This window comes from Pseudomonas sp. GD03842, from assembly GCF_029841165.1.
Classification (GTDB): Bacteria; Pseudomonadota; Gammaproteobacteria; order Pseudomonadales; family Pseudomonadaceae; genus Aquipseudomonas.
Genome location: NZ_JAOCEA010000001.1, coordinates 142,104 through 162,876 on the forward strand (window position 1 = coordinate 142,104; position 20,773 = coordinate 162,876).

Consider the following 20,773-nt stretch of genomic DNA (forward strand, 5'->3'; position numbering starts at 1 on the left):
CGGCTCGATGCGATCCTGCGGTGTCAGGCTTTACGAGTAGCGCTTATGCGCTCATCGTGGGTGGCAGCTCCATGAGTTTATCCAGGGTAATGGGCAAGTCACGGATGCGTTTGCCAGTGGCGTGTGCCACCGCGTTGGCGACGGCGGCCGCCAGCCCGGTGATGCCGATCTCGCCAATGCCCCGCGCTCCGAACTCGTTGAGCTCGAGGTCCGGGTAATCGAGCAGGATTACGTCGATATCAGGCTGATCGGCATGCACCGGCACCACATACTCCGCGTAATTGTTGTTCACCGGCAGGCCATTGCGCTCGTCGTAGTCGGTGGCTTCGAACAGCGCCATGCCGACGCCCATCACAATCGCGCCCTCGACCTGGTTCAGCGCCGTCTTTTGGTTGACCACTTTGCCCACGTCGATGGCACTGACCACTCGGGCCACCCTGAGCCGCGAAATACCCGGGTCCCAGCGGACCTCCACGAAGTGCACGCCGAACGAGCGGAAGGAATGCTTGCTGGTGTCGTTCATGCCGGTCTTGGCTTCGCCAAATGCACTGGACTGTTTTTGCGCCTTGAGCACATCGACGATGGCGAACGATTTCCCCCCGCTCTTCAACTGTCCGTTCTCAAAGCTGATGTCGTCGGCCTTGGCACCCGCGAACACCCCTTTGGGAGCCGTGGAGAAGCCCTTCAACTGCTCGATGGCCTGCCGTGTCGCTTCGGCGATGGCGGGCATGACACTGGCTGTGGCCCAGGAACCTCCCGACACCGGGGCCGGAGGAAACGACGAATTGCCGAGTTCGACGTCGATCTTGTCCAGCGCAATGCCGGTCAGGCTGCTGACGACCTGGGCGACAATGGTGTAGGTACCGGTGCCGATGTCCTGCACACCGCAGATGGCATAGGCCGTGCCATCTGCGCGCAGCGAGACCTGCGCCTCGGCAGGTGTGCGATACGCGTCCCAGTTACAGGCCGCCATGCCGTAGCCGATGATCTCGTGACCGTCCTTCATCGACCCAGGCTGCGGGTTACGCCGACTCCAGCCAAAGCGCTCGGCCGCCTTATCGATGCATTCCTGCAAATGGTTGCTGGACCACGGCAGGTTCTGGCTTTCATCGCGGTCGGCCACGTTGAGTTTGCGAAACGCCAGTGGGTCCATGCCCAGGTTCTCGGCCATTTCATCCATGGCCGACTCCAGCGCGAACAGCCCGGGCGCGGCCCCGGGGGCGCGCATGGACGTCGGGGTCCCGCGGTTGACCTGGATGGTCTGGTGGGTGACGAGTACGTTCGCGCAGCTGTAGAGGCTCTTGGTCGAGGTGCCACAGTTCTCCTTGTAGGGGTCAGTAAACGACGTACTGTTGATCGACTCATGACGCACCGACACCAGCTTGCCTTTCTCGTCGGTGGCCAGGCGCAGACGTTGGCGGGTTTCAGGACGATGCCCGGTGGTGGTGAACATCTGCTGGCGGGGCACCACCAGCTGGACCGGACGGCCGAGCGCTCGGGCGGCGCCGCACGCCGCGACGGAGTGTGGCCAGACCCACAACTTGCTGCCGAACCCCGAACCAATGAACGGCGCACGGACTTCGACACGCTCGGGCATCAGCCCGAAGATCTTGGCCAGTGAGTTGCGGTGGGCAACCACGCCCTGGCTGGCCTCATAGACGATCAGTCGACCGTCGTCCCAGTGGGCGACGGTGGCGTGCATCTCCATGGGGTTGTGCGTTTCGACCGGGGTGGTGTAGGTCGCGTCGATACGGTGAGCGGCGCGTTCGAACGCGGCGCCGGCATCGCCGCGGCTGTGGTTGGGGCTGCCGTCCTGCGGTGTGCCTGCTTTCATGCCCTGGTCGAGGTTGGCAGCGGCGCTCGCCTGGCTGTAACGGACTTTGACCTTGTAGGCCGCTGCGCGGGCGTGCTCGAACGTGTCCGCCACCACCAGGGCAACGAATTGACCTGCGTAGTAGACGGTGTCGTCTTCGAACGGCAACCGGTTTTCATCGGATTTCGCCGCCTTCAGGATGGCCGAGAATGACATCGGCAATGCCGAGTTGTGATACAGCTCGGGAAAGTGGTCGTGGTGGAAAATGTCCAGCACACCCGGGGACTGGCGCGCCGCATCGAGGTCCAGCCCGGTGATCTTGCCGCTGGCGATGGTGCTGAATACCCCATAGCCGTAGGCCATGCCGGGTAGGTGATGGTCCGAGGCGTACAACGCCGTACCGGTGACTTTGCGCCGGCCATCGACTCGACGGGGCGCCGAGCCGATCATGCTTGAGTCGGTCATGTCTTGCTCTCCAGATCAGGCCGTCAAGGTGCTGAGATTGCGTACGATTGCTTGCTGCGCCAAGGCAATCTTGTAGGCGTTGTGGCGGTAGGGCCGTGCGCCTTGTAGCGCCAGGGCTGCGGCTTTCTCCATGTTGTGTGGGGTCAGGGTCGCGCCCTTGAGCGCGCGCTCCGCGTCCAGGGCACGCCAGGGCTTGGTGCCAACGCCGCCCAGGGCGATGCGGGCCTCACGGACCGTATCGCCATCGGTGACCAGAATCACCGCGCTGGAGGCCAGTGCGAACTGATAGGACGCCCGGTCGCGCAATTTCAGATAGCCCGACCGGCTGTTGGCCAGCGCAGGATCGAGCACGACATGGGTGATCAACTCGTCGTCCTTGAGGGCGTGTTCTTTCCACGGCGTGGCACCGGGCAAGAGGTGGAAGTCGAGAAAGTCGATGCTGCGTTTGCCTTGGGTCCCTTGCACTTCGACCTTCGCGCCAATGGCCGCCATGGCAACGCACATGTCCGAAGGGTGAGTGGCGATGCACTGATCACTGGTGCCCAGCACAGCATGGACGCTGCGGTTGTGGCCATCGATGGCGGCACAGCCGGACCCGGGCTGGCGTTTGTTGCAAGGCGAATGGCCGTCGCGGAAATAGTTGCAGCGCACCCGTTGCATCACGTTGCCCGCGGTGGTCGCTTTGTTGCGCAACTGGGTCGTGGCGCCGGACAGCAGCGCCTGCGACAGCACCGGGTAGTGTTCGACGATGTAATCGTGATGGGCCAGGGCAGTGTTGGTGACCAGCGCTCCGATGCGCACGCCGCCGTCCTTCTGAACTTCGATCTGATTGAGCGAAAGATGATTGACGTCGATCACCTGATCGGCGGGCATCACGTCGAGTTTCACCAGGTCCAGCAAGGTCGTGCCGCCGGCCAGGAAAAACGCCGAGGGGCTTTTGGAATGGGTGGCGACAGCCTGTTCGATGCTGCCGGCCCGCACGTAGTCCAGGCTTCTCATCAGGTCACCTCCTGCAGCTTGATTCTGGCGCTCTGGATCGCCGCGAGAATGTTTTTATACGCGCCGCATCGGCAGATATTGCCGCTCATGGCTTCGCGAACGCTGTGGTCGTCGCTGCCGATGTGCTTGTCCTGCAGTAGGGCGACCGCACTCATGATCTGACCGCTGGTGCAGTAGCCGCACTGGTACGCGTCGTGTTCCCAGAACGCCTCCTGCACGGGGTGCAGTTTGCCGTCCTTGGCCAGGCCCTCGACGGTGGTGATCGCATCGCCTTCGTGCATCGCCGCCAGTGACAGGCAGGAATTGATCGCGGTGCCGTTCACGTGAACCGTGCAGGCGCCACACTGCCCGTGGTCACAGCCTTTCTTGGTGCCGGTCAGTTGCAGGCGGTCGCGCAACACGTCCAGCAACGCCGCGTTGGCCGGGAGGTTGAGAGTATGCACCTGACCATTGACGTTGAGGGTCATGCGCCGCTCGTCTTTGGCGGGCGGACGGGTGTCGTCCGGTACGGCGGCCTGGGCCTCCAGCGCTTGGCTCCACATGGGCGCGGTAGCCGCCGCGAGGCTGGAAACGCCGATGGATTTCAGGAAGTTTCGTCGGGAAGGGGCGGTGAATGCCGTGATGCCGGCATCGCTGTCTTTCTTATCAGGCTGATCGGTCATGAACGGGTCCTCGTCAGCAAAGGAATCGAGCCTGACGCCGACGGTGAGCGGCGCGCAGGTGTTTACGGCAGTGGTGGTTCGAAGGCGTTACGATCATCAGCGCGTTAGCTGGGCGTTCACCGCAGGGGCATGCCTTATTGCACGGCATTTCATGCCCCGTAGCGTGTTGCGCCGCCCCAGGGACGAAGAGCAACGCGCGATGGCCAGCAAACGGCTGGTTGAGTACTGACCTGCCGTTGCGTCGTTGGTTGCGAGAATTTCGGCCCTGGAGTCCGGGTGGGTGATTACTGGCCGACCGAAGGGCGTTCGTTGGCCTTCAGGCGGGTGATTCGAGGGGCCTCGGGCGGCGAAGGCTTCTTATTTGCGCAGCGGCGCGACGGCGGGCAGGTTGTCGGTGTGAGCGCACCAATGGGTACATTTCGAAAACGACCTGCCGATAACGAGGGAGATGTCACGTGAAATTTCGTGAAATTCAGGTTTTCCGTCGTTTACAGGCCGCTGATACGAATAAGGTGCTTGCAAGCATCCGTCAGACGCCGTGAAGATAGCTCAGTCTCGAGGGGGCATTGGAGTGCGCATGAATTCCCACGTTTCGAACACTTGCCCGCACTCGCCAATTGCCGACGGACAGGCACCCTTGACCGCTGATAATGGACTGGAAAACGCCTCATCGATGACCGACGAACTTTCCCTTGAAGCATTGTTCAAGGCGGCCAGGGCTGCCGCTCCTCAATTGAGCTGGGCGGCCTACCGTGCCAACCGCCATTTGCATTTGTTGGCGCAGGGCGATTCTTCGACTCACTGGCCGGCGCTGATTGCGCGCGGAGAGTTCGATACATACTGCCAGGACCATCGGCTGCAGCGCTGGGTCACCGGCCATGGCGAGGCGCCCCTCGGCTGGTTATTGACGCCGGAACAGGAGGCGGGAAATCCGTTTCTGGCCACCCTGGCCGATCGCTTGGGCTTGCGCCTGCAAACCGTCGCTCTGGCCCGGGCCCAGGCGACACAGCGCGTCCTGTACGAAATCAGTTCGCTCGCCAGCTCGACACGGGATCGTTCGGCCTTCCTGGAGGGCGTTCACCGGCAACTGGCGACGCTGATCGATGCCGAAAACTTTTACCTGGCGCTGTATGAAAGCCACAGCGGCAAAATCACCTATCCCTACTACATCGATATCACGGACGCTGACGCGCTCGAAGCCGAGACCCACGAGTTTCTCGATCCCGAGCGCCTGTCCATGACCGGCTATGTGCTGACCACCGAACAGCCGATGTTCGTCGATGCCGCCGGGATCGAGCGGGCCCAGGCCATGGAGCGTTTCTACTGCATGGGGCACCGACCGGAGTTCTGGATGGGCGCGCCGCTCAAAAATGCCACGGACGAAGTGTTCGGCATGTTGGCGATGCAGGTCTACGACCTGTCGCGGGTTTATAGCGTGGAAGATCAGGAGCTGTTCCTGGTGGTCGCCCGGCATGTGGCGATGGCGCTGGACCGCATCCTTCATCGTGCCCACCTCGAAGAAACCGTGGTGCGGCGTACCCTGGAGCTGTCGCGGCTCAATGATGCCCTGAGAAACGAAGTCGCCGATCGCGAGCGGGCGGAGCACCTGCAGACGGCGTTGTTCCAGATCACCGAGCTGTCGAGCCAGCCGGGCGATATGGCGGACCTGTTCAAACACCTGCACGGCATCGTGGGCGAGCTGTTGTTCGCCCTGAACTTCTACATTGCGTTGTTCGACGATGCCACCGGGGAGGTGACTTTTCCCTACTACGTCGACGAACGCCTGACCCGCCGACCGGACCCGCGCCGTGGCGAGCGGGGCTTCACCGAATACGTCATTCGCCAGCGTCGCCCGTGCCTGATCGACAGCGCTGAGGCGCGGCGTCTGGAGGGTAACGGGGAAATCACCCTGCAGAATGATGTCAACCGCTCCTGTTCCTGGCTGGGGATTCCCTTGTTTGACGGCGATACGGTGCGCGGCGTGCTGGCGGTGCAAAGTTATTCGCCCCATGTCAGCTATTCGCTGCGCGACCAGGACCTGCTCACCTTCGTGTCCCGACACATCGACACGGCGCTGTCGCGGCGCAGTGCAGCGGAGGCGATTCATACCGCGAACGTGCAACTGGAAGCCCGGGTCCAGGATCGCACCCGCGAGCTGGACTACGCCAATGCCAAGCTGCAGCACGAAAACGCCCATGACTCGCTGACGGGCCTGCCCAACCGCAGCCATCTGCAACACCAACTCAAACTGGCCTGGGAAGCGTTTTGCGAGCGCGGGCGTGAACTGGTGGTGATGTTCATCGACCTGGATCGCTTCAAAATGGTCAATGACAGCCTCGGGCATCATTCCGGGGACCTGCTGCTGATCCAGGCGGCAGATCGCCTGCGCAGTTGCATGCGTGAAAGCGACCTGCTGGCGCGGCTCGGCGGCGACGAGTTCGCCGTGCTGGCCTATGCGGCTCCTCCGGACGTGACCGCCGCGATCGCGGAACGCATTTTGTTGGCGTTCGACGCGCCTTTCTACATCGATGGCCACGCGGTGTTTTCGTCATGCAGCATTGGGGTGGTGGCGGCTGACCTGCAATTCCACAAGGAACCGGCCGACCTGCTGCGCGACGCCGACACGGCGATGTACCGGGTCAAGAACGCGGGGCGTGACAGCTACGCCGTGTTCAACCAGGAAGTGCGGCGGGAAGTGTCCGACCAGATGGAGCAGGAAGGCGCGTTGCGCAACGCCCTCAAGCGCAACGATGAACTGCTGCCCTATTTCCAGCCGATCATCGATGTGGCCACCGGCAAGGTGCTCGCCCTTGAGGCCTTGATCCGCTGGCGCCAGCCCGATGGCCGGATCATCGCGCCGGGGCAATTCCTGCCCGCGCTGGAAGGTCTGCGTCTGATCGGCAGGCTGGATTTCTACATGCTGCAGCAGGTGGTTGCCATGCTCGCTCAACCCAGCCACGCCCATTGGCCGACCGTGCATGTGAACTGCTCGAGCTACAGCATCAGCCGCCCCGAGTTCGCCAGCGAAGTGCTGGCGCTGTTGGATCAACATCAGGTAGCGCCTTCGCGTATTTGCCTGGAATTGACCGAAGGCGCGCTGGTGGCCGAGCCGGAACTGGCGCGCCAGGCCATGAAACACTTGGCGGACAACGGTGTTTCCACCGTGCTGGACGACTTCGGGGCTGGCTTCTCGTCCCTCAGTTATGTGCACCAGTACCATTTCAGCGGCCTGAAGATCGACAAGTCGTTCACCCTCGAACTGACCACGAGCTCACGCAGCCGCGCGATCGTGCGGGCCATCGTGCGAATGGCCGAATCGCTGGGGCTGAGCGTTGTCGCGGAGGGCGTGGAAGACGCGGACACCTTGCAGTTATTACGGGAAATGGGCGCGGGGCAGGCGCAGGGGTATTACTTCTCCATGCCTGTGCCGCAGCACCAACTGGATCTGAGTGCGTTGGCCTGACGGTGAGCCCGATCCAAGGCGAGCACTCGCCGGGCTCGGGCTCATGCGCCGCCGAGCGACACTGGAGCGTTTTCTAGCAGGTAGGGCGGCCAGCGGATCGGGTGGTGGTCAGGGTCGGGTCTACAGGTCCATCGCTTCCACGACTTCAACCCGCCCGCGCACTTGCTTGGCCCGATACAAGGCCTTGTCCACCGCACGCAGCAACGTTTCAAAGTCTTCCCGGCGGTCCATCGACGAGGTCTGAACCAGCCCGGCACTGAAGCCGATCCGAAAGGGCAGGTCACCTGAGCTCGGCAGTTGCTCGAGGGCATCGCGCAAGCGCTTCATGAACCCTTGGGCTTGCCGCACATCCGTTCCGGGAAACACCAGCAGAAACTCCTCTCCGCCCCAGCGCACAAAGACATCGTCCTTGCGCATCAGCCCTGTCACCGTCCGGGCAAACACTTGCAATGCCAGATCGCCCACGGCATGACCGTGTTGATCGTTGATGCGCTTGAAGTTGTCCAGATCCACCATTGCCACGGCCAGGGGATAACGCTGCGCAGCGCCTTGCCGCCGTTCTTGTTGAAGAATGGTCGACACCGCGCCTCGACGATTCAACGCCCCGGTCAGGGTGTCGGTAATGCTCAACCGCACCACTTGCTGGCGCAATTGTTCCTGCAGCATCAAGGCGAAGCTGAGGGTAAACAGAAACGAGACCATGAAATCCATCGCCAGCGCTGGCAGTGAAAACATGTCCGGTTCGTCGAAATTGACCGGCCCCGGGGGATCGATTGCCGAGGTCAAAGCGTTGCAGCCGTGGAAGATCAGCAGCGCGGCGTGCCCCGCCAACAAGGCCCAGGCTCCGCGAAAGCGCTTGCGCAGCGGCCAGGTGACGCTGCACTGCAGGCCAATGGTGATCACGCAAAACAGAAAGAACCACGCCAGCAGATAGGCGCTGTGCAGCAATACCCCGGCGCCCAGGCCGTAGATCAACAACGGGATCGCCAATACACCAGTCTGCCAACGCCTCGGGCGGGGAGTATCGGCCAGTTGATGCAGCGCCAGCGTGTGGCATCCAATGGCCAGCAGCAGGCCTGACGTGCTGACGATGAATGCCGTTTCTGGCTGCAGGATGCCCAGCCAACCGAAAGCGGGCGGAAGCACCCCGGGTTGCAGCAGGTCCGTCGCACGGTAGGCAGCCAGCACCAGGTCTCCGGCGATCCACCCGTGGAGCGGGGCGCGATGGCCGCTGCTGCCAACGTACGACAGGCACAACATCAGCGTGGTCATCAGTCCGAACGGGATAATGATCAGAAGCAGGGTGACCGGATCGTTCAGGAGCATAGGACGACGAAATTCGTAGGGGCGAGTGATGGCGACCGTGTTCAAACGGCGATACGGCTGCCATAACCCTCGTAAAATAGTGGCTATATAGTGTCATATTTGCCGTGGCCAGTGTTTCATCCTCTGCGCCACCCATGACGTTATAGAGAAGGACACCCGCGGCGTCGACGTTGACCGCGGAATTCCGAGGCTTTTTGTTCAAGTGAACAATCAACCGGAGCGGCCACTGTGCGACAGGCTGGCGGAAAAACCGAGCAGCCGTGCGAAGATTGCTTCATTCGAATAAGGAGAACGCCATGAAGATCGTCATCGCCCCGGATTCCTTCAAGGACAGCCTCAGCGCCCAAGGGGTGGCTCAAGCGATTGCCAGAGGTCTGCGGGAAGTCTGGCCCGAAGCGCGGCTGGTGGAATGCCCGATGGCCGACGGTGGCGAAGGAACCATCGAAGCGGTTCTGGCGGCGTGCGGCGGGCAATGGATGACGAGCCAAGTCAGTGGCCCGCTGGGCGCTGCGGTTCAAGCTAAATGGGGCTGGCTGGCGGACACGCACACCGCCATCATCGAGATGGCCATGGCCAGCGGGCTGCAGATGCTGACACTGGAACAGCGAGATGCCACGGTGACCAGCACCTATGGCACCGGGCAACTGATCGCCGCGGCGCTGGACGCTGGAGCGCAGCGCATCATTCTCGCCATTGGCGGCAGTGCCACCAACGACGCCGGCACCGGCATGTTGGCCGCGCTGGGCGGGGTTTTTCTGGACGCCAGCGACAAGCCCTTGCCCCCTGGGGGGCTGGCGCTCGCCCAGTTGGCGAAAATCGATCTGTCTGCCCTGGACGTTCGGCTGGGGGCCGTGCAGTTCGAAGTCGCCGCCGACGTCAACAACCCGCTCTGCGGCCCTCAGGGCGCATCGCACATCTTCGGCCCGCAAAAAGGCGCTTCATCCCAACAGGTACTGGCGCTCGACGCTGCCTTGAAGCATTTCGCCGAACACTCGGCGCGGGTGCTCGGTGAGGATCACAGTGAGCAACCCGGAAGTGGCGCGGCGGGCGGAATGGGCTTCGCGGCCAGGGCCTACCTCAACGCTTCCTTCCGCCCGGGCGTGGAGGTGGTGGCGGACCTCACCGGCCTGGCCGATGCGCTGCAAGACGCCGATCTGGTGATCACCGGTGAAGGCCGCTTCGACGCGCAGACCCTGCGCGGCAAGACGCCTTTCGGGGTGGCCAGGATCGCCCGCCGCACCGGGATACCGGTCATCGTGCTGGCCGGCACGCTGGGCGACGGGTACGCCGACCTGTACGAACACGGCATCAGCGCCGCCTTTGCACTGACCAGCGGTCCCATGACCCTGGAGCAGGCGTGCCGCGACGCGCCAACGCTGTTGCATGACCGCGCTCGGGATCTGGCGCGGTTGTGGCAACTGGCAGCGCGCTGATCAGTTGTCGCCCAGGCAGGCGTTGCCACTGGTTTCTTAACGCAAGGTATGGGCTTTGCCCATGTGATCGACGTAACTGAGGTCGACCGGGCGCACGCCACAGAAATTCAGATTGGGGGTCTTGGTCACTTCGGCGATGTCCAGAGGGGTGCCGTAGGTGTATTCCTGAATCGGGGGCATGGTTTTCACGTCGGCTTGGGCAGTCAGGGCGATGCTGCTCAGGACGGTCAGGGTCAGTGCGATCAGGGTGGTTTTCATCAGGGTGTCCTCATAGGGTCAATAACGTTCGAACCGGTATGACGAAGCCGGAGTACGGTTATTCCCTCTGCCCTTGAAAAAACCGGGTCAACTCGGGCCTTTCTGCCCTGAGGACGGGGTTGCCTCGGTCCCATGTCCCTTGCATCCCCTGCTGACCTTCCGCTCCGATCGGGTCAGCCAGGCTGCCACTGGCTCACGGGAATCGGCTTGCGCATGAGGGTTCCCACCATCAATGCCGCCACCAGGCCAATACCGCCGGCCAACCCCAGTACCGCGCCGAAGCCGCTGATGAACGCCTCGCGAGCCAGCGGCTCGACGACGACGCGAGCGCTGGCATCCAGGGTGTTCAGCGCTGCCGACATGTCGCCAGCCACCACGCGCGACGCCATCTCTCCAGCATGGTCCAGCCACTGGGGCGCAGCCTGGTGCAGGCCCTCGGTCAGCGCGTTCTGGGTGTGGTTGGCCAGCAGCGCGCCGTAGACACCCACCGCCAGGAGGATCGAACTGAAGCGCATGGTGGTGCTCAAGCCCGACGCCATGCCCGTGCGGGTGCGGGGGACGCAGGCCATGATGTTTTTCTGCGTGTCGCCGTTGAGCAGCCCTGCGCCCGCGCCGGTGAGGGCGATGGCCACGGCGAACGCAGGGTATCCGCCGACGACGGTCGCACCGGCGCACAGCAGGTTACCCAGGCTGACCAGTGTCAGCCCCAGCGCCATCATGGCGGCGGGAGAGAGGTGGCGGGACAACGTGGGGCCCAGGCGTGGGCACAACAGCATCGTGACAGCGAACGGCAACATGCCCAGCCCGGCGCCGATGGCACTGAAACCCAGTCCGTTTTGCAGATAGAACGGCAGCAGGGTCATCATGACCTGGGCGCATCCGGCGTAGGCGAACATTCCCAGCAACGCACCGATGAAGCGTGCAGAGGTAAACAGTTGCAGGTCCACCATGGGGCGACGCTGCATACGCTCAGCCATCACGAAAAGTGCCATGAGCAGCGCGCCGGCTGCCATTCGCGCAAACGTCAGCGGGTGGCCCCAGCCCAGGCGATTGGCTTCGATCAGGCCCCAGATCAGGCTCAGCAAACCAGCACTGAACAACAGGCTTCCCACCGGGTCGAGACGCGCCGATGCTGGGTCACCCGACTCACCGATGTGGCGCACGGCCAAGGCCAGAAGTAACAGACCGACCGGCACGTTGAGGTAGAAAATCCAGCGCCAGCCGACCCCCTCCGCAATCAGGCCGCCCAGGGTCGGGGCCGCCGTCATCGCCACCCCCATGCACGCGCCCCAGAACGCCCAGGCCTTGGCCCGTTCGACCTCGTCGTGGAACACATGGCCGATGGTGGCAAGCGCCGAGGTCAGCAACAGTGCGGCGCCCACGCCTTTTACGGCCCGTGCAACGTCGAGAAACACAATGCCAGGGGCCGCGCCGCAGGCCACGGACGCCAGGATGAACAGCACGAGCCCGACCAGGAGGGTCTTCTTGCGCCCGAAACGGTCCGCCAGGCTGCCGGCAGGCAGCAGCAATGCGGCGAAGCTCAGCATGTACGCGCTGACCACCCATTCGATGTCGGCGAAACCGGCGCCCAAGTCCCGCGCAATGCTCGGCAACGTCACCGCGACGATGTTGGTGTCGAGCACGATCAGCGAGCATACGCCCGACGCGGTCAGCAAGGTCATGCGGGGAGAGGGGGATGACATGACTTCTCCAACGAGGGTTAGCTAATAAGCAATTGGCAGAGCGGCAGGATTTGCTGCCTCGTGCCCCGCCGCATTGAGCATAACGGGATATGGGTTATTCTCCGTTAGCGTCCTTGAACCATTTCATTTCCTCAAAGGTAACGCATCATGGAGATCCGCCATTTCCGCTATTTCCTTGCGGTGGCCCGCCATCGCCACTTCACCCGTGCCGCCGAGCAGTTGGGCATTGCGCCGCCCACGCTGACTCGCCAGATCCAGGATCTGGAAAACGCACTGGGCACGCGATTGTTCGTGCGCGAGCAACGGGAGGTGCGCTTGACCGAGGCCGGGCGGGCATTGCAGATCGAGGCCGAGCTGGCGGTGCGGCAGTTCGAGACCGCGCGCTACAACGTCGAGCGCGCCGGTCGTGGCGAGGCGGGCAAGATCGAATTGGGGTATGTGGCGTCCGCTGTGTTTTCGGGGGTGCTGCAGCGTCAGGTCGGGCAATTTCGCCAGCACCATCCCGATGTGGACTTCGCCATCACCGAGCACGCGATGCCGTCGTTGCCGCGCATGGTCGAAGAGGGGCGGCTGGACGTGGGCTTCATCCGTTCGCCCATGAGCCTGCCGGATTCGCTCGAGGCCGTGAAGCTGTTGGCCGAGGACTTCGCCCTGGCTCTCCCGGACACGTCTTGGCTATGCGGGCTGAGCACCCTCGACGCGCGGCATTTGCAGAACGAGACGTTCATCCTGCCCGAACAGATTTCCGGCACCCTGGACGTCGCCGCCCATGGCGGGTTCACGCCGACGCTCGGGCCGCAGCCGGGAGGGCTGGTCTCAGTGATTGCCCTAGTGAGCCTGGGGCAGGGTGTGGCCGTCGTCCCCGCCTCGGTGGTGGACCATGTTCAGTTGCCGAACGTGGTGTACCGACGCATCGACGACTGTCAGCCCACCTCCTGTCTCTCGCTGATCCATCGGCGCTACGAAAAGGCCCCCGCGGTAGCGCGCTTCATCGACCATGTGAAGCGCTCTCGGGAGCCGTGATCCGGTGAAGGCGCGCCTTTCTCGAGTGCGTCGTCGTCCTTAGCTGTCAGGCCGATGAGCGAAGCGGCTGTCAGCCTTTGGCGGCTTCGTCGGCTGCTTCGTCGGCTGCTTCGTCCATGCGGTCGGATTCGAACAGCTCCGCCAGCTCCGTTCGTGCTTCCAGCGCGCTCTGCATGACCTTCGCCGCATCGTCATAGATCAAATGCTGGCGGTTGAGCACTTGTTCGTCATGCCGTTTGAAACGGTTGATGCGCGCCGCGGCCTGCGCTTCGCTCAAGCCCAGCCCGATCAGCGTGCGCCGGGTCATCTCCAGGCTGGAATAGAAGGTCTCACGTACGGCCTGTGCGTCCAGATCCATCAGACGATGCACGTGCTGGCGGTTCCGGGCTCGGGCGATGATCTTCAGGTGCGGGTAAAGCTTGCGCACTAATTCGGCAGTCTTGATGTTGGTGTCGGGGTCGTCGGTGGCGATGACGAAGTACTCGGCCTGGTCGACCTTGGCGGCGCGCAGGATTTCCGGGCGCAACGGATCGCCATAGAACACCGGCACGTTGCCGAAACTGCGTGTGAACTCGATGGTTTCCACTGAGGTGTCCAGGGCGATGAAAGGGATTTTCTGCGCCCGCAGGATACGCGCCACGATCTGCCCCATCCGGCCCATACCGGCGATGACCACGCGCGGCGCGTCGGATTCGATCTCTTTATATTCCTCGGGCACTTCCTTGACCACCGGCTTGGGCTTGAGCCAGCGGGACATCACCAGCAACAGTGGCGGGGTCAGGGCCATCGACAGGGTGATGGTCAGCACCAGCGTGTCATACAGGCTGGCGTCGAACAGACCCTGATCGCGACCGATCTTGAACACCACAAAGGCGAATTCGCCCCCAGCCGCCAGCACCAGCCCCAGCCGCAACGCACTTTGTGCGCCGAGCCCGCCGGCCAAGCGCCCGACGAAGAACAGCAGCGGCAGTTTGAGTGCGATCAGCAGAAGGGTCAGCGCAAGAACGGTGATTGGGGAGCTCAACAGCAAGCCAAGGTTGGCGCCCATCCCGACGCTGATGAAAAACAGCCCCAGGAGCAGCCCCTTGAAGGGCTCGATCTGCGATTCCAGCTCATGCCGGTATTCCGAGTCCGCCAGCAGCAAACCGGCGAGAAACGCGCCGAGTGCCATCGACACACCCACCAAGTCCATCAGCCAGGCCGTTCCGATGACCACCAGCAGGGCCGTCGCGGTGGACACCTCCTGCAGCTTGGTTTTGGCCACGATCCGAAACACGGGACGCAGCAGGTACCGGCCGCCGATCACCACCACTGCGATACCGCCCAGCACTTGCAGGCCGTGGCGCAGGGAGTCGCTGGAGGATGCGTCATGGTTCCCGCCGGCAAGCATGGGCACCAGCGCAATCAACGGGATGGCGGCGATGTCCTGAAACAACAGGATGGCAAACGCCAGCCGCCCGTGAGGCGCATTCAACTCTTTGCGCTCCGCCAGGCTTTGTAAACCGAAGGCCGTGGAAGAAAGCGCCAGGCCGAGGCCGAGGATGACCGCGCTGTTGAGCGGCTGGCCGAAGCCGAGCAGGGCGACGGTGCCGATCACCAGCCCGGTCAGCAACACTTGGGCCAAGCCCACCCCGAACACCGATTTACGCATGACCCACAAGCGTTTGGGCGAAAGCTCCAGGCCAATGATGAACAACAACAGCACCACGCCCAGCTCGGAAATGTGGGCAACGCTTTGCGGATTGCCGATCAGGCCCAAGCCTGACGGGCCGATGACGACTCCGGCGATGAGGTAACCGATGACCGCGCCCAGTTGCAGGCGCTTGGCCAGTGGCACAGTCAAAACGGCGGCGAGCAGAAACACGACTGCGGCTTGCAGCAGGCTGCCTTCATGAGGCATTGGGGACTCCTTCCAACAACGAAAAATGGCATGCACGGCACGTAACGCGCGGGTATTAAACCACGCTCAAGCCGAAGGGTTTCGTCGGCGAGACGCTTCGTCGCAGTATGGGATCTGCGTGCGCGGGGTGATATCACCTTTGTGAGCGCGTAAGATGGCGCACGCTTTTGCCTTGGTGCAGATGTTCTTTTCCGTTTTTCAGGACCCCGCAATGACCCACAAACAGCGTCTGATTTATTCGATCATCATCGCCTTGAGCGTCCTGGTTATCATGCTTGGCATGTCCCACCTGCAGACCATCGGTGTGTTGGACCAGAAGACTTTTCAGTACATCGCGATGTTCATTGCGGTGGTTGTGGTGGTGCTGAACGGCATCCTGCGGCGCAAGGTCAAGCGCTGAGGTGTTGAAACCGGCACGGCCCTCGTGCCGGCTTCGACATCCGCGGCTCGCTTGGGGCCGCGTCCATTCACCTTCCCCTCAACACTGCTGCCTCACAGATGATCGGCATCGATGACGGCCTGAGCGAACGCCTGCGGCGCTTCCTGCGGCAGGTTGTGCCCGATGCCACCGCGGATCAGACGAAATTCGTATTTTCCGGTGAAGCGCTTGGCGTAATCCTCTGGCGCCGGATGAGGCGCACCGTTGGCATCACCTTCCAGGGCGATGGTCGGAACGCCAATGGCGGGCGTGGTGGCCAGTTTCTGCTCCAGGGCATCGTAGCGGGCTTCGCCCTGCACCAGGCCCAGGCGCCAGCGATAGTTGAAGACGGTGATGGCGACATGATCCGGGTTGTCCAACGCCTTGGCGCTGCGATCGTAGGTGGCATCGTCGAACGCCCACTGGGGTGAGGCCGTTTGCCAGATCAGCCTGGCGAAGTCGTGGGTGTTTTTTTCGTAGCCCGCACGGCCGCGGTCGGTGGCGAAATAGAACTGATACCACCATTGCAGTTCGGCTTTGGGCGGCAGCGGATTTTTTCCCGCCGCCTGATTGCCGATCAAGTAACCGCTGACTGAAACCAGTGCCTTGACGCGCTCGGGCCACAACGCCGAGACGATGTCCGCCGAGCGCGCGCCCCAGTCGTAACCGCCCAGCACCGCAGTCTTGATGTTCAGGGCATCCATGAAGTCGATGACATCGCTGGCCAGTGCCGCTGGCTGGCCGTTGCGCAGCGTTCGGTCAGAAAGAAAGCGGGTGTCACCGTAGCCTCGGGCGTAGGGCATCAACACGCGGTAGCCTTTCGCGGCGAGCAGGGGGGCGACCTCGTCGTAGCTGTGAATGTCGTAGGGCCAGCCGTGCAGCAGCACCACCACCGGGCCATCGGCCGGGCCGGTTTCCGCGTACGCCACGTTCAACAAGCCGGCGTTGATGTGTTTGAGCGGCCCGAAAGGTGTTGCCATGACGGCGCTGACTGGGACAGGTGCGGCGTCTTGCGCCGCTGCGTAGTCCGCTGCCCCCATCAGCCCCAGAGCGAAAAACGATGCGTTGAAGATCCGGCGTGGGTGTAACCAAGGGCTTGTGCGGTGTTCAGTCCGTTTCACGGGAGCGTCTCCATGTTGATCAAGGGGCGAGAAGGGCCATTCCTCCTCGGGTGCCTTGGGTGCATTTCAGCGCGCCTGTGTATCTGCGATGTGTCCCAGGGGGGCGGGCGTTGCAACACGGCGTATGCGTGTCGAGCCGGGATACACGGTGATACACACGCCTGTCAGCCGCGCCCAGCCCGACGTCAAGCGCCGTGGCTGAGGCGAGGAGCACGATCACCCACCACCGAATTGCTGTCGATACTGGTTCGGCGACAGCCCGATACGCTCGTTGAACACCTTGCGCATGTGCCGAGCGCTGCCGAACCCGCAACGCGAGGCCAGCACCTTGAGCGGCACATCGCAGGCTTCCAGGAGCTTGCGCGCGTGATCGATGCGGGCGTTCTGCACGTATTGCATGGGGGTCATGTTCACTTCACGCTGAAACGCACGGGCAAAATTGCGCGGGCTCATGGCGGCGATTTCCGCCATTCGGGAAATGCTGTAGGCCTGGTCGATGTGATCCACGACGTAGGCCTGCACCCGGGCAATGGCCGAGCCATCGCGGGGCACGGCCGCCAACAACGGGCCATAGGGCGTCTGGCCGCCCTGGCGTTTCATCGCGACCAGCAAGACTTTCGCCACCTCCAGGGCAATGTCCTTGCCATGGTCTTCGGCGACGACCGCCAGGGCCATGTCGATACCGGCAGTAATGCCGCCGGACGTGATCAGGTTTCGATCGATCACGTAGATCTGCTCGGTTTCCACCCGCGCTGCGGGGTAGCCACGCTTCAAACGTTCGACGTAGTTCCAGTGCGTTGTGCAGCGGTATCCGTCGATCAGCCCGGCGTCGGCCAGCAGGAAAATCCCGGTGCAGATTGCGCCGAAGCGCCGCGCCCGACGAGCCGCATCAGGCAGCCACTCGTTCAACTGCGGATGGCGGGTCCCATAAGCGCCTGGCCCGCCAGGCACCAGCAGCAGGTCAATGTCTGAGGGGCAGCCATGCAACGGCAAGTCGGCCTGCACCTTCAAGCCTGAAGAGCCGCGGACCCAGCCGGGGTGTTCGGAGACGGTGAGCAGTCGGTAATGTTTTTCTGGAGGGAGCATGCGGTTGGTAATGGAAAAGACATCCATCGGGCCTGTGACATCCAGCAACAGCACGTCATTGAACAGCACCATCACTACCGTTTTATGCGTTTTCGTACCTTGCATGCAGCGACCGCCTTGATCCTGGCCCGCGCGGCGGGTGCCGTCGGGGTTTCATCCATTGCCAGGCGGCAGTTTAAGGCACTTGAGAGGCATTTCGGTACAGCGGCGGGCGATTGGGGAGGGGAGCAAGGAGGCGGACGCCCGAACCGTTTCCTGTGACGGAGGGTTCGGGCGCCGATTGAGGTGGGATCAGGCTAGGCTGCCGGAGCGATCACGCCTCATCCTCTTTCTGCAACACGAAGAGCAGCAGCGAACGAGGGGTGACGGTGTATTCGGTACCGAATTCAAACCGCTCCTTGCCTTTGATATCCGGCTGGTTGGTATCGACCAGGCCGATCCAGTTCACGCCTTCCGGCACTTCCGGCAGGGTGAAGTTGACCCCTTCATGGTGCGAGTTGACCACCAGCAGCATCGTGGCGTCGGCACCGCGGCGGCGGATGCCGGTCTCCTGAGCGCGTCCATCGATCAACATGCCCAGGCACTTGGCGTTGCGATCTTCCCATTGCTCGATGCCCATTTCGTCACCGTTGGGTGACAGCCAGGTAACGTCCTTGACCCCCAGCTCCTCGTTGTAATCACCCACCAGGAAACGTCCGCGACGCAGCACAGGGTAGGTCAGGCGCAGCTTGATCAGGCGCTTGACGAAGGTGTGCAGTGCCTTGCCGTCGGCGTCCCAATCCCAGTTGACCCAACCGATTTCACTGTCCTGGCAATACGCGTTGTTGTTGCCGTGTTGGGTACGCGCGAATTCGTCGCCGGCGACGATCATCGGCGTGCCTTGGGAGAACAGCAGGGTGGCGAAGAAGTTGCGCATCTGGCGCAGACGCAATGCATTGATGTCCGGGTCCTCGGTCGGGCCCTCTACGCCATGGTTCCACGAGCGGTTGTCGTTGCTGCCGTCCTGGTTGTTCTCGTCATTGTCTTCGTTGTGCTTGTCGTTGTACGACACCAGGTCGTGCAGCGTGAAGCCGTCGTGGGCGGTGACGAAGTTCACCGAGGCGAACGGCCGGCGCCCGCGATGGTTGAACAGGTTGCCAGAGGCCGTCAGACGGCTGGCCAGGTCCGCCAGCTGACCTTCGTCGCCCTTCCAGAATGCGCGGACGGTGTCGCGGAACTTGTCGTTCCATTCCGCCCAACCCGGCGCGAAGTGCCCGACCTGATAGCCACCCGGGCCGCAGTCCCATGGCTCGGCGATGAGTTTGACCTGACGCAGCACTGGGTCCTGACGGCAAGCGACCAGGAAGCTGTGCCGCTCGTTGAAACCGTCGTGGTAGCGGCCCAGGATAGTGGCCAGGTCGAAGCGGAAACCATCGACGTGCATTTCGCTCGCCCAATACCGCAGCGAGTCGGTGACCATCTGCAGGACGCAGGGGTGGCTGAGGTCGAGTGTGTTGCCGGTGCCGGAGTCGTTGATGTAGTAACGCTTGTCATCGGGCATCAGCCGGTAATACGAGGCGTTGTCGATGCCGCGCATGGACAGGGTCGGGCCCAACTCATTGCCTTCGGCAGTGTGGTTGTAGACCACGTCGAGAATGACTTCGAGGCCCGCGTGGTGCATGTGCGCGACCATTTCCTTGAACTCGGCGATCTTGCCATGGGCCAGGTAACGAGGGTCCGGGGCGAAGAACGCGATGCTGTTGTAGCCCCAGTAGTTGGTCATGCCCTTTTGCAGCAGGTGTTGATCGTTGACGAAGGCATGGATCGGCAGCAGTTCCACGGATGACACGCCCAGCCCCTTGATGTGCTGGATCACGTCATCGACCATCAGTCCGGAAAACGTGCCTTTGAGCTCATCTGGGACGGACGGGTGACGCATGGTGAACCCGCGAGTGTGGGTCTCGTAGAGAATGGTTTTTTCCCAAGGTACCGCGACGCGTTGATCACGGCCCCAGGTGTACGCCGGGTCGATGACCTTGCTTTTGGGCACATACGGCGCACTGTCTCGCTCATCGAAGCTGAGGTCGCCATCGGGGTGGCCGATGGTGTAGCCGAACAAGGCTTCGGACCATTTGAGTTCGCCCACCAACTGCTTGGCGTAGGGGTCGATCAAGAGCTTGTTGTGGTTGAAGCGGTGACCGTTCTTGGGGTCGTACGGACCGTACACGCGATAGCCGTAAATCAGCCCTGGATGGGCGTCGGGCAGGTAGCCGTGAAAGATCTCATCGGTGTACTCGGGGAGCTCGATGCGTTCCAGCTCGGTTTCGCCGGTGGCATCGAACAGGCACAGTTCGACCTTGGTCGCGTTGGCGGAAAAGATCGCAAAGTTGACGCCCAGTCCGTCCCAGTTGGCGCCAAGCGGGAAGGGCAGCCCTTCCCGAATACGCGAAGTCGGGGTTTCCGGTGCGTCGGCTTTCGCTGCTTCTTTTTTCTCGGGGGCGGTGTTCTTGTCTTGCTTGCTCATGGTGGTTCCTGAAGTTCGAGTGATTTCCTGAAGGCGAACAGCGCCCGTGCCGTTGGCGGAGCGTTAACCGCCGAACTGCGTAATCGAATTGGGTTGGGGCAAAGGGGTTACCGCAGGGGGACGATCTTTTTCAGGCGATCCCTGCGGTAAAGGCTTGCAGTACGACGATCACTCGCCGTGGGCGATTCACGGCGCGGGAGGCTTGGCAGCCGGCGCCTTCTTCGCGGCAGGTTTGGCAGCAGGCTTGGGCGCCGGCTTGGCCGATCCGGAATCGGCGGTGCTGGCGGCGGCTTTAGGTTTGGCCGGTGCCTTGGGTTTGGCAGCAGGCTTCTCGGCCGCCTTCACAGCGGGTTTGGCAGCCGGTTTCGCGGCGGATTTATCGGCGGACTTTGCCGCCGGCTTGGACGCCGCAGTTTTAGGTTCAGCCTTGGGCTTGGCCGCTTTGGCCGACGCCGCTTTTCTAGGCGACTTGGCTTCCGCGTCTGCCAGTTTGCGAGCCATTTCCCAATGGCGCGCGTCTTGACCATGAGGCTTGCCCTCAGATTCCCAAATCTGGTGGGCCAGCTCGCTGATTCGTTTTTCGTCGGCACTCATCTCGAC

15 protein-coding genes are annotated in these 20,773 nt (G+C 62.7%); 4 read left to right on the forward strand and 11 right to left on the reverse strand.

All coding sequences use genetic code 11. The annotated features are described in order from the left end of the window. Positions 1-43: 43 nt before the first annotated feature. From N5D61_RS00710 to N5D61_RS00720, 3 genes are read right to left on the reverse strand one after another with little or no spacing between them, the layout of a single operon-like run. Entirely contained in the window at positions 44-2,278 is a 2,235-nt protein-coding gene (locus N5D61_RS00710; RefSeq protein ID WP_279890128.1) for a xanthine dehydrogenase family protein molybdopterin-binding subunit, read from the reverse strand. Positions 2,279-2,293: 15 nt separating this feature from the next. Next, the gene (locus N5D61_RS00715; protein WP_279890130.1) at positions 2,294-3,277 is read right to left on the reverse strand and encodes a xanthine dehydrogenase family protein subunit M; all 984 of its coding nucleotides are present in this window, start codon (positions 3,275-3,277) and stop codon (positions 2,294-2,296) included. After that, complete coding sequence (locus N5D61_RS00720) at positions 3,277-3,939, reverse strand: (2Fe-2S)-binding protein (protein WP_108238101.1); 663 nt, start codon at positions 3,937-3,939, stop codon at positions 3,277-3,279. The genes N5D61_RS00715 and N5D61_RS00720 overlap by 1 nt, the downstream gene beginning before the upstream one ends. 673 nt (positions 3,940-4,612) lie before the next feature. On the opposite strand from N5D61_RS00720, the gene N5D61_RS00725 reads away from it, so the two are divergent. Continuing rightward, positions 4,613-7,402 carry an EAL domain-containing protein gene (locus N5D61_RS00725; protein ID WP_279890520.1) on the forward strand — a complete coding sequence of 930 codons (2,790 nt, stop codon included), beginning with the start codon at positions 4,613-4,615 and terminating at the stop codon, positions 7,400-7,402. A 120-nt stretch (positions 7,403-7,522) separates the two neighbouring features. Here N5D61_RS00725 and N5D61_RS00730 read toward each other — a convergent pair whose 3' ends face one another. Continuing rightward, on the reverse strand, positions 7,523-8,728 hold the full coding sequence (locus N5D61_RS00730; RefSeq protein ID WP_279890131.1) for a GGDEF domain-containing protein: 1,206 nt from the start codon (positions 8,726-8,728) through the stop codon (positions 7,523-7,525). Positions 8,729-9,024: 296 nt separating this feature from the next. Here N5D61_RS00730 and N5D61_RS00735 point away from each other — a divergent pair, with 296 nt between their 5' ends. Beyond that, complete coding sequence (locus tag N5D61_RS00735) at positions 9,025-10,161, forward strand: glycerate kinase (RefSeq protein ID WP_279890132.1); 1,137 nt, start codon at positions 9,025-9,027, stop codon at positions 10,159-10,161. A 36-nt stretch (positions 10,162-10,197) separates the two neighbouring features. Here the strand turns inward: N5D61_RS00735 and N5D61_RS00740 are convergent, their stop codons facing one another. Together N5D61_RS00740 and N5D61_RS00745 are read right to left on the reverse strand one after the other, a co-directional pair. Further along, on the reverse strand, positions 10,198-10,419 hold the full coding sequence (locus N5D61_RS00740; protein WP_279890133.1) for a DUF2790 domain-containing protein: 222 nt from the start codon (positions 10,417-10,419) through the stop codon (positions 10,198-10,200). A gap of 173 nt (positions 10,420-10,592) precedes the next feature. Next, positions 10,593-12,122 (reverse strand): MFS transporter, encoded by a 1,530-nt coding sequence (locus N5D61_RS00745; RefSeq protein WP_279890134.1) that lies wholly within the window; start codon positions 12,120-12,122, stop codon positions 10,593-10,595. Positions 12,123-12,269: 147 nt separating this feature from the next. Here N5D61_RS00745 and N5D61_RS00750 point away from each other — a divergent pair, with 147 nt between their 5' ends. Next, a complete protein-coding gene (locus N5D61_RS00750; protein ID WP_108238107.1) occupies positions 12,270-13,145 on the forward strand; it encodes a LysR substrate-binding domain-containing protein in 876 nt (291 codons plus the stop codon). A 70-nt stretch (positions 13,146-13,215) separates the two neighbouring features. Here N5D61_RS00750 and N5D61_RS00755 read toward each other — a convergent pair whose 3' ends face one another. After that, positions 13,216-15,045: a monovalent cation:proton antiporter-2 (CPA2) family protein gene (locus N5D61_RS00755; protein ID WP_279890135.1), complete on the reverse strand. Its 1,830-nt coding sequence runs from the start codon at positions 15,043-15,045 to the stop codon at positions 13,216-13,218. Between the two features lie 211 nt (positions 15,046-15,256). Between N5D61_RS00755 and N5D61_RS00760 the strand changes: the two genes are divergently transcribed. Continuing rightward, positions 15,257-15,445: a hypothetical protein gene (locus tag N5D61_RS00760; protein ID WP_108238157.1), complete on the forward strand. Its 189-nt coding sequence runs from the start codon at positions 15,257-15,259 to the stop codon at positions 15,443-15,445. A 92-nt stretch (positions 15,446-15,537) separates the two neighbouring features. Here N5D61_RS00760 and N5D61_RS00765 read toward each other — a convergent pair whose 3' ends face one another. From N5D61_RS00765 to N5D61_RS00780, 4 genes are all read right to left on the reverse strand, one after another. Continuing rightward, positions 15,538-16,536 (reverse strand): alpha/beta hydrolase, encoded by a 999-nt coding sequence (locus N5D61_RS00765; protein WP_347881570.1) that lies wholly within the window; start codon positions 16,534-16,536, stop codon positions 15,538-15,540. Between the two features lie 264 nt (positions 16,537-16,800). Then, positions 16,801-17,775, reverse strand: a complete 975-nt coding sequence (locus N5D61_RS00770) for a GlxA family transcriptional regulator (RefSeq protein ID WP_279890136.1) — start codon at positions 17,773-17,775, stop codon at positions 16,801-16,803. 208 nt (positions 17,776-17,983) lie between these two features. Further along, entirely contained in the window at positions 17,984-20,173 is a 2,190-nt protein-coding gene (gene glgX, locus N5D61_RS00775; protein WP_108238110.1) for a glycogen debranching protein GlgX, read from the reverse strand. A 186-nt stretch (positions 20,174-20,359) separates the two neighbouring features. Continuing rightward, the gene (locus N5D61_RS00780; protein ID WP_279890137.1) at positions 20,360-20,767 is read right to left on the reverse strand and encodes a DUF2934 domain-containing protein; all 408 of its coding nucleotides are present in this window, start codon (positions 20,765-20,767) and stop codon (positions 20,360-20,362) included. Positions 20,768-20,773 lie beyond the last annotated feature (6 nt).

Coding starts and splice junctions, on each gene's coding strand:
- N5D61_RS00740 (WP_279890133.1), bottom strand. CDS start 10,419: ATGAAAACCACCCTGATCGCACTGACCCTGACCGTCCTGAGCAGCATC.
- N5D61_RS00780 (WP_279890137.1), bottom strand. CDS start 20,767: ATGAGTGCCGACGAAAAACGAATCAGCGAGCTGGCCCACCAGATTTGG.
- N5D61_RS00745 (WP_279890134.1), bottom strand. CDS start 12,122: ATGTCATCCCCCTCTCCCCGCATGACCTTGCTGACCGCGTCGGGCGTA.
- N5D61_RS00715 (WP_279890130.1), bottom strand. CDS start 3,277: ATGAGAAGCCTGGACTACGTGCGGGCCGGCAGCATCGAACAGGCTGTC.
- N5D61_RS00750 (WP_108238107.1), top strand. CDS start 12,270: ATGGAGATCCGCCATTTCCGCTATTTCCTTGCGGTGGCCCGCCATCGC.
- glgX (WP_108238110.1), bottom strand. CDS start 20,173: ATGAGCAAGCAAGACAAGAACACCGCCCCCGAGAAAAAAGAAGCAGCG.
- N5D61_RS00755 (WP_279890135.1), bottom strand. CDS start 15,045: ATGCCTCATGAAGGCAGCCTGCTGCAAGCCGCAGTCGTGTTTCTGCTC.
- N5D61_RS00760 (WP_108238157.1), top strand. CDS start 15,257: ATGACCCACAAACAGCGTCTGATTTATTCGATCATCATCGCCTTGAGC.
- N5D61_RS00730 (WP_279890131.1), bottom strand. CDS start 8,728: ATGCTCCTGAACGATCCGGTCACCCTGCTTCTGATCATTATCCCGTTC.
- N5D61_RS00720 (WP_108238101.1), bottom strand. CDS start 3,939: ATGACCGATCAGCCTGATAAGAAAGACAGCGATGCCGGCATCACGGCA.
- N5D61_RS00735 (WP_279890132.1), top strand. CDS start 9,025: ATGAAGATCGTCATCGCCCCGGATTCCTTCAAGGACAGCCTCAGCGCC.
- N5D61_RS00725 (WP_279890520.1), top strand. CDS start 4,613: ATGACCGACGAACTTTCCCTTGAAGCATTGTTCAAGGCGGCCAGGGCT.
- N5D61_RS00770 (WP_279890136.1), bottom strand. CDS start 17,775: ATGCAAGGTACGAAAACGCATAAAACGGTAGTGATGGTGCTGTTCAAT.
- N5D61_RS00710 (WP_279890128.1), bottom strand. CDS start 2,278: ATGACCGACTCAAGCATGATCGGCTCGGCGCCCCGTCGAGTCGATGGC.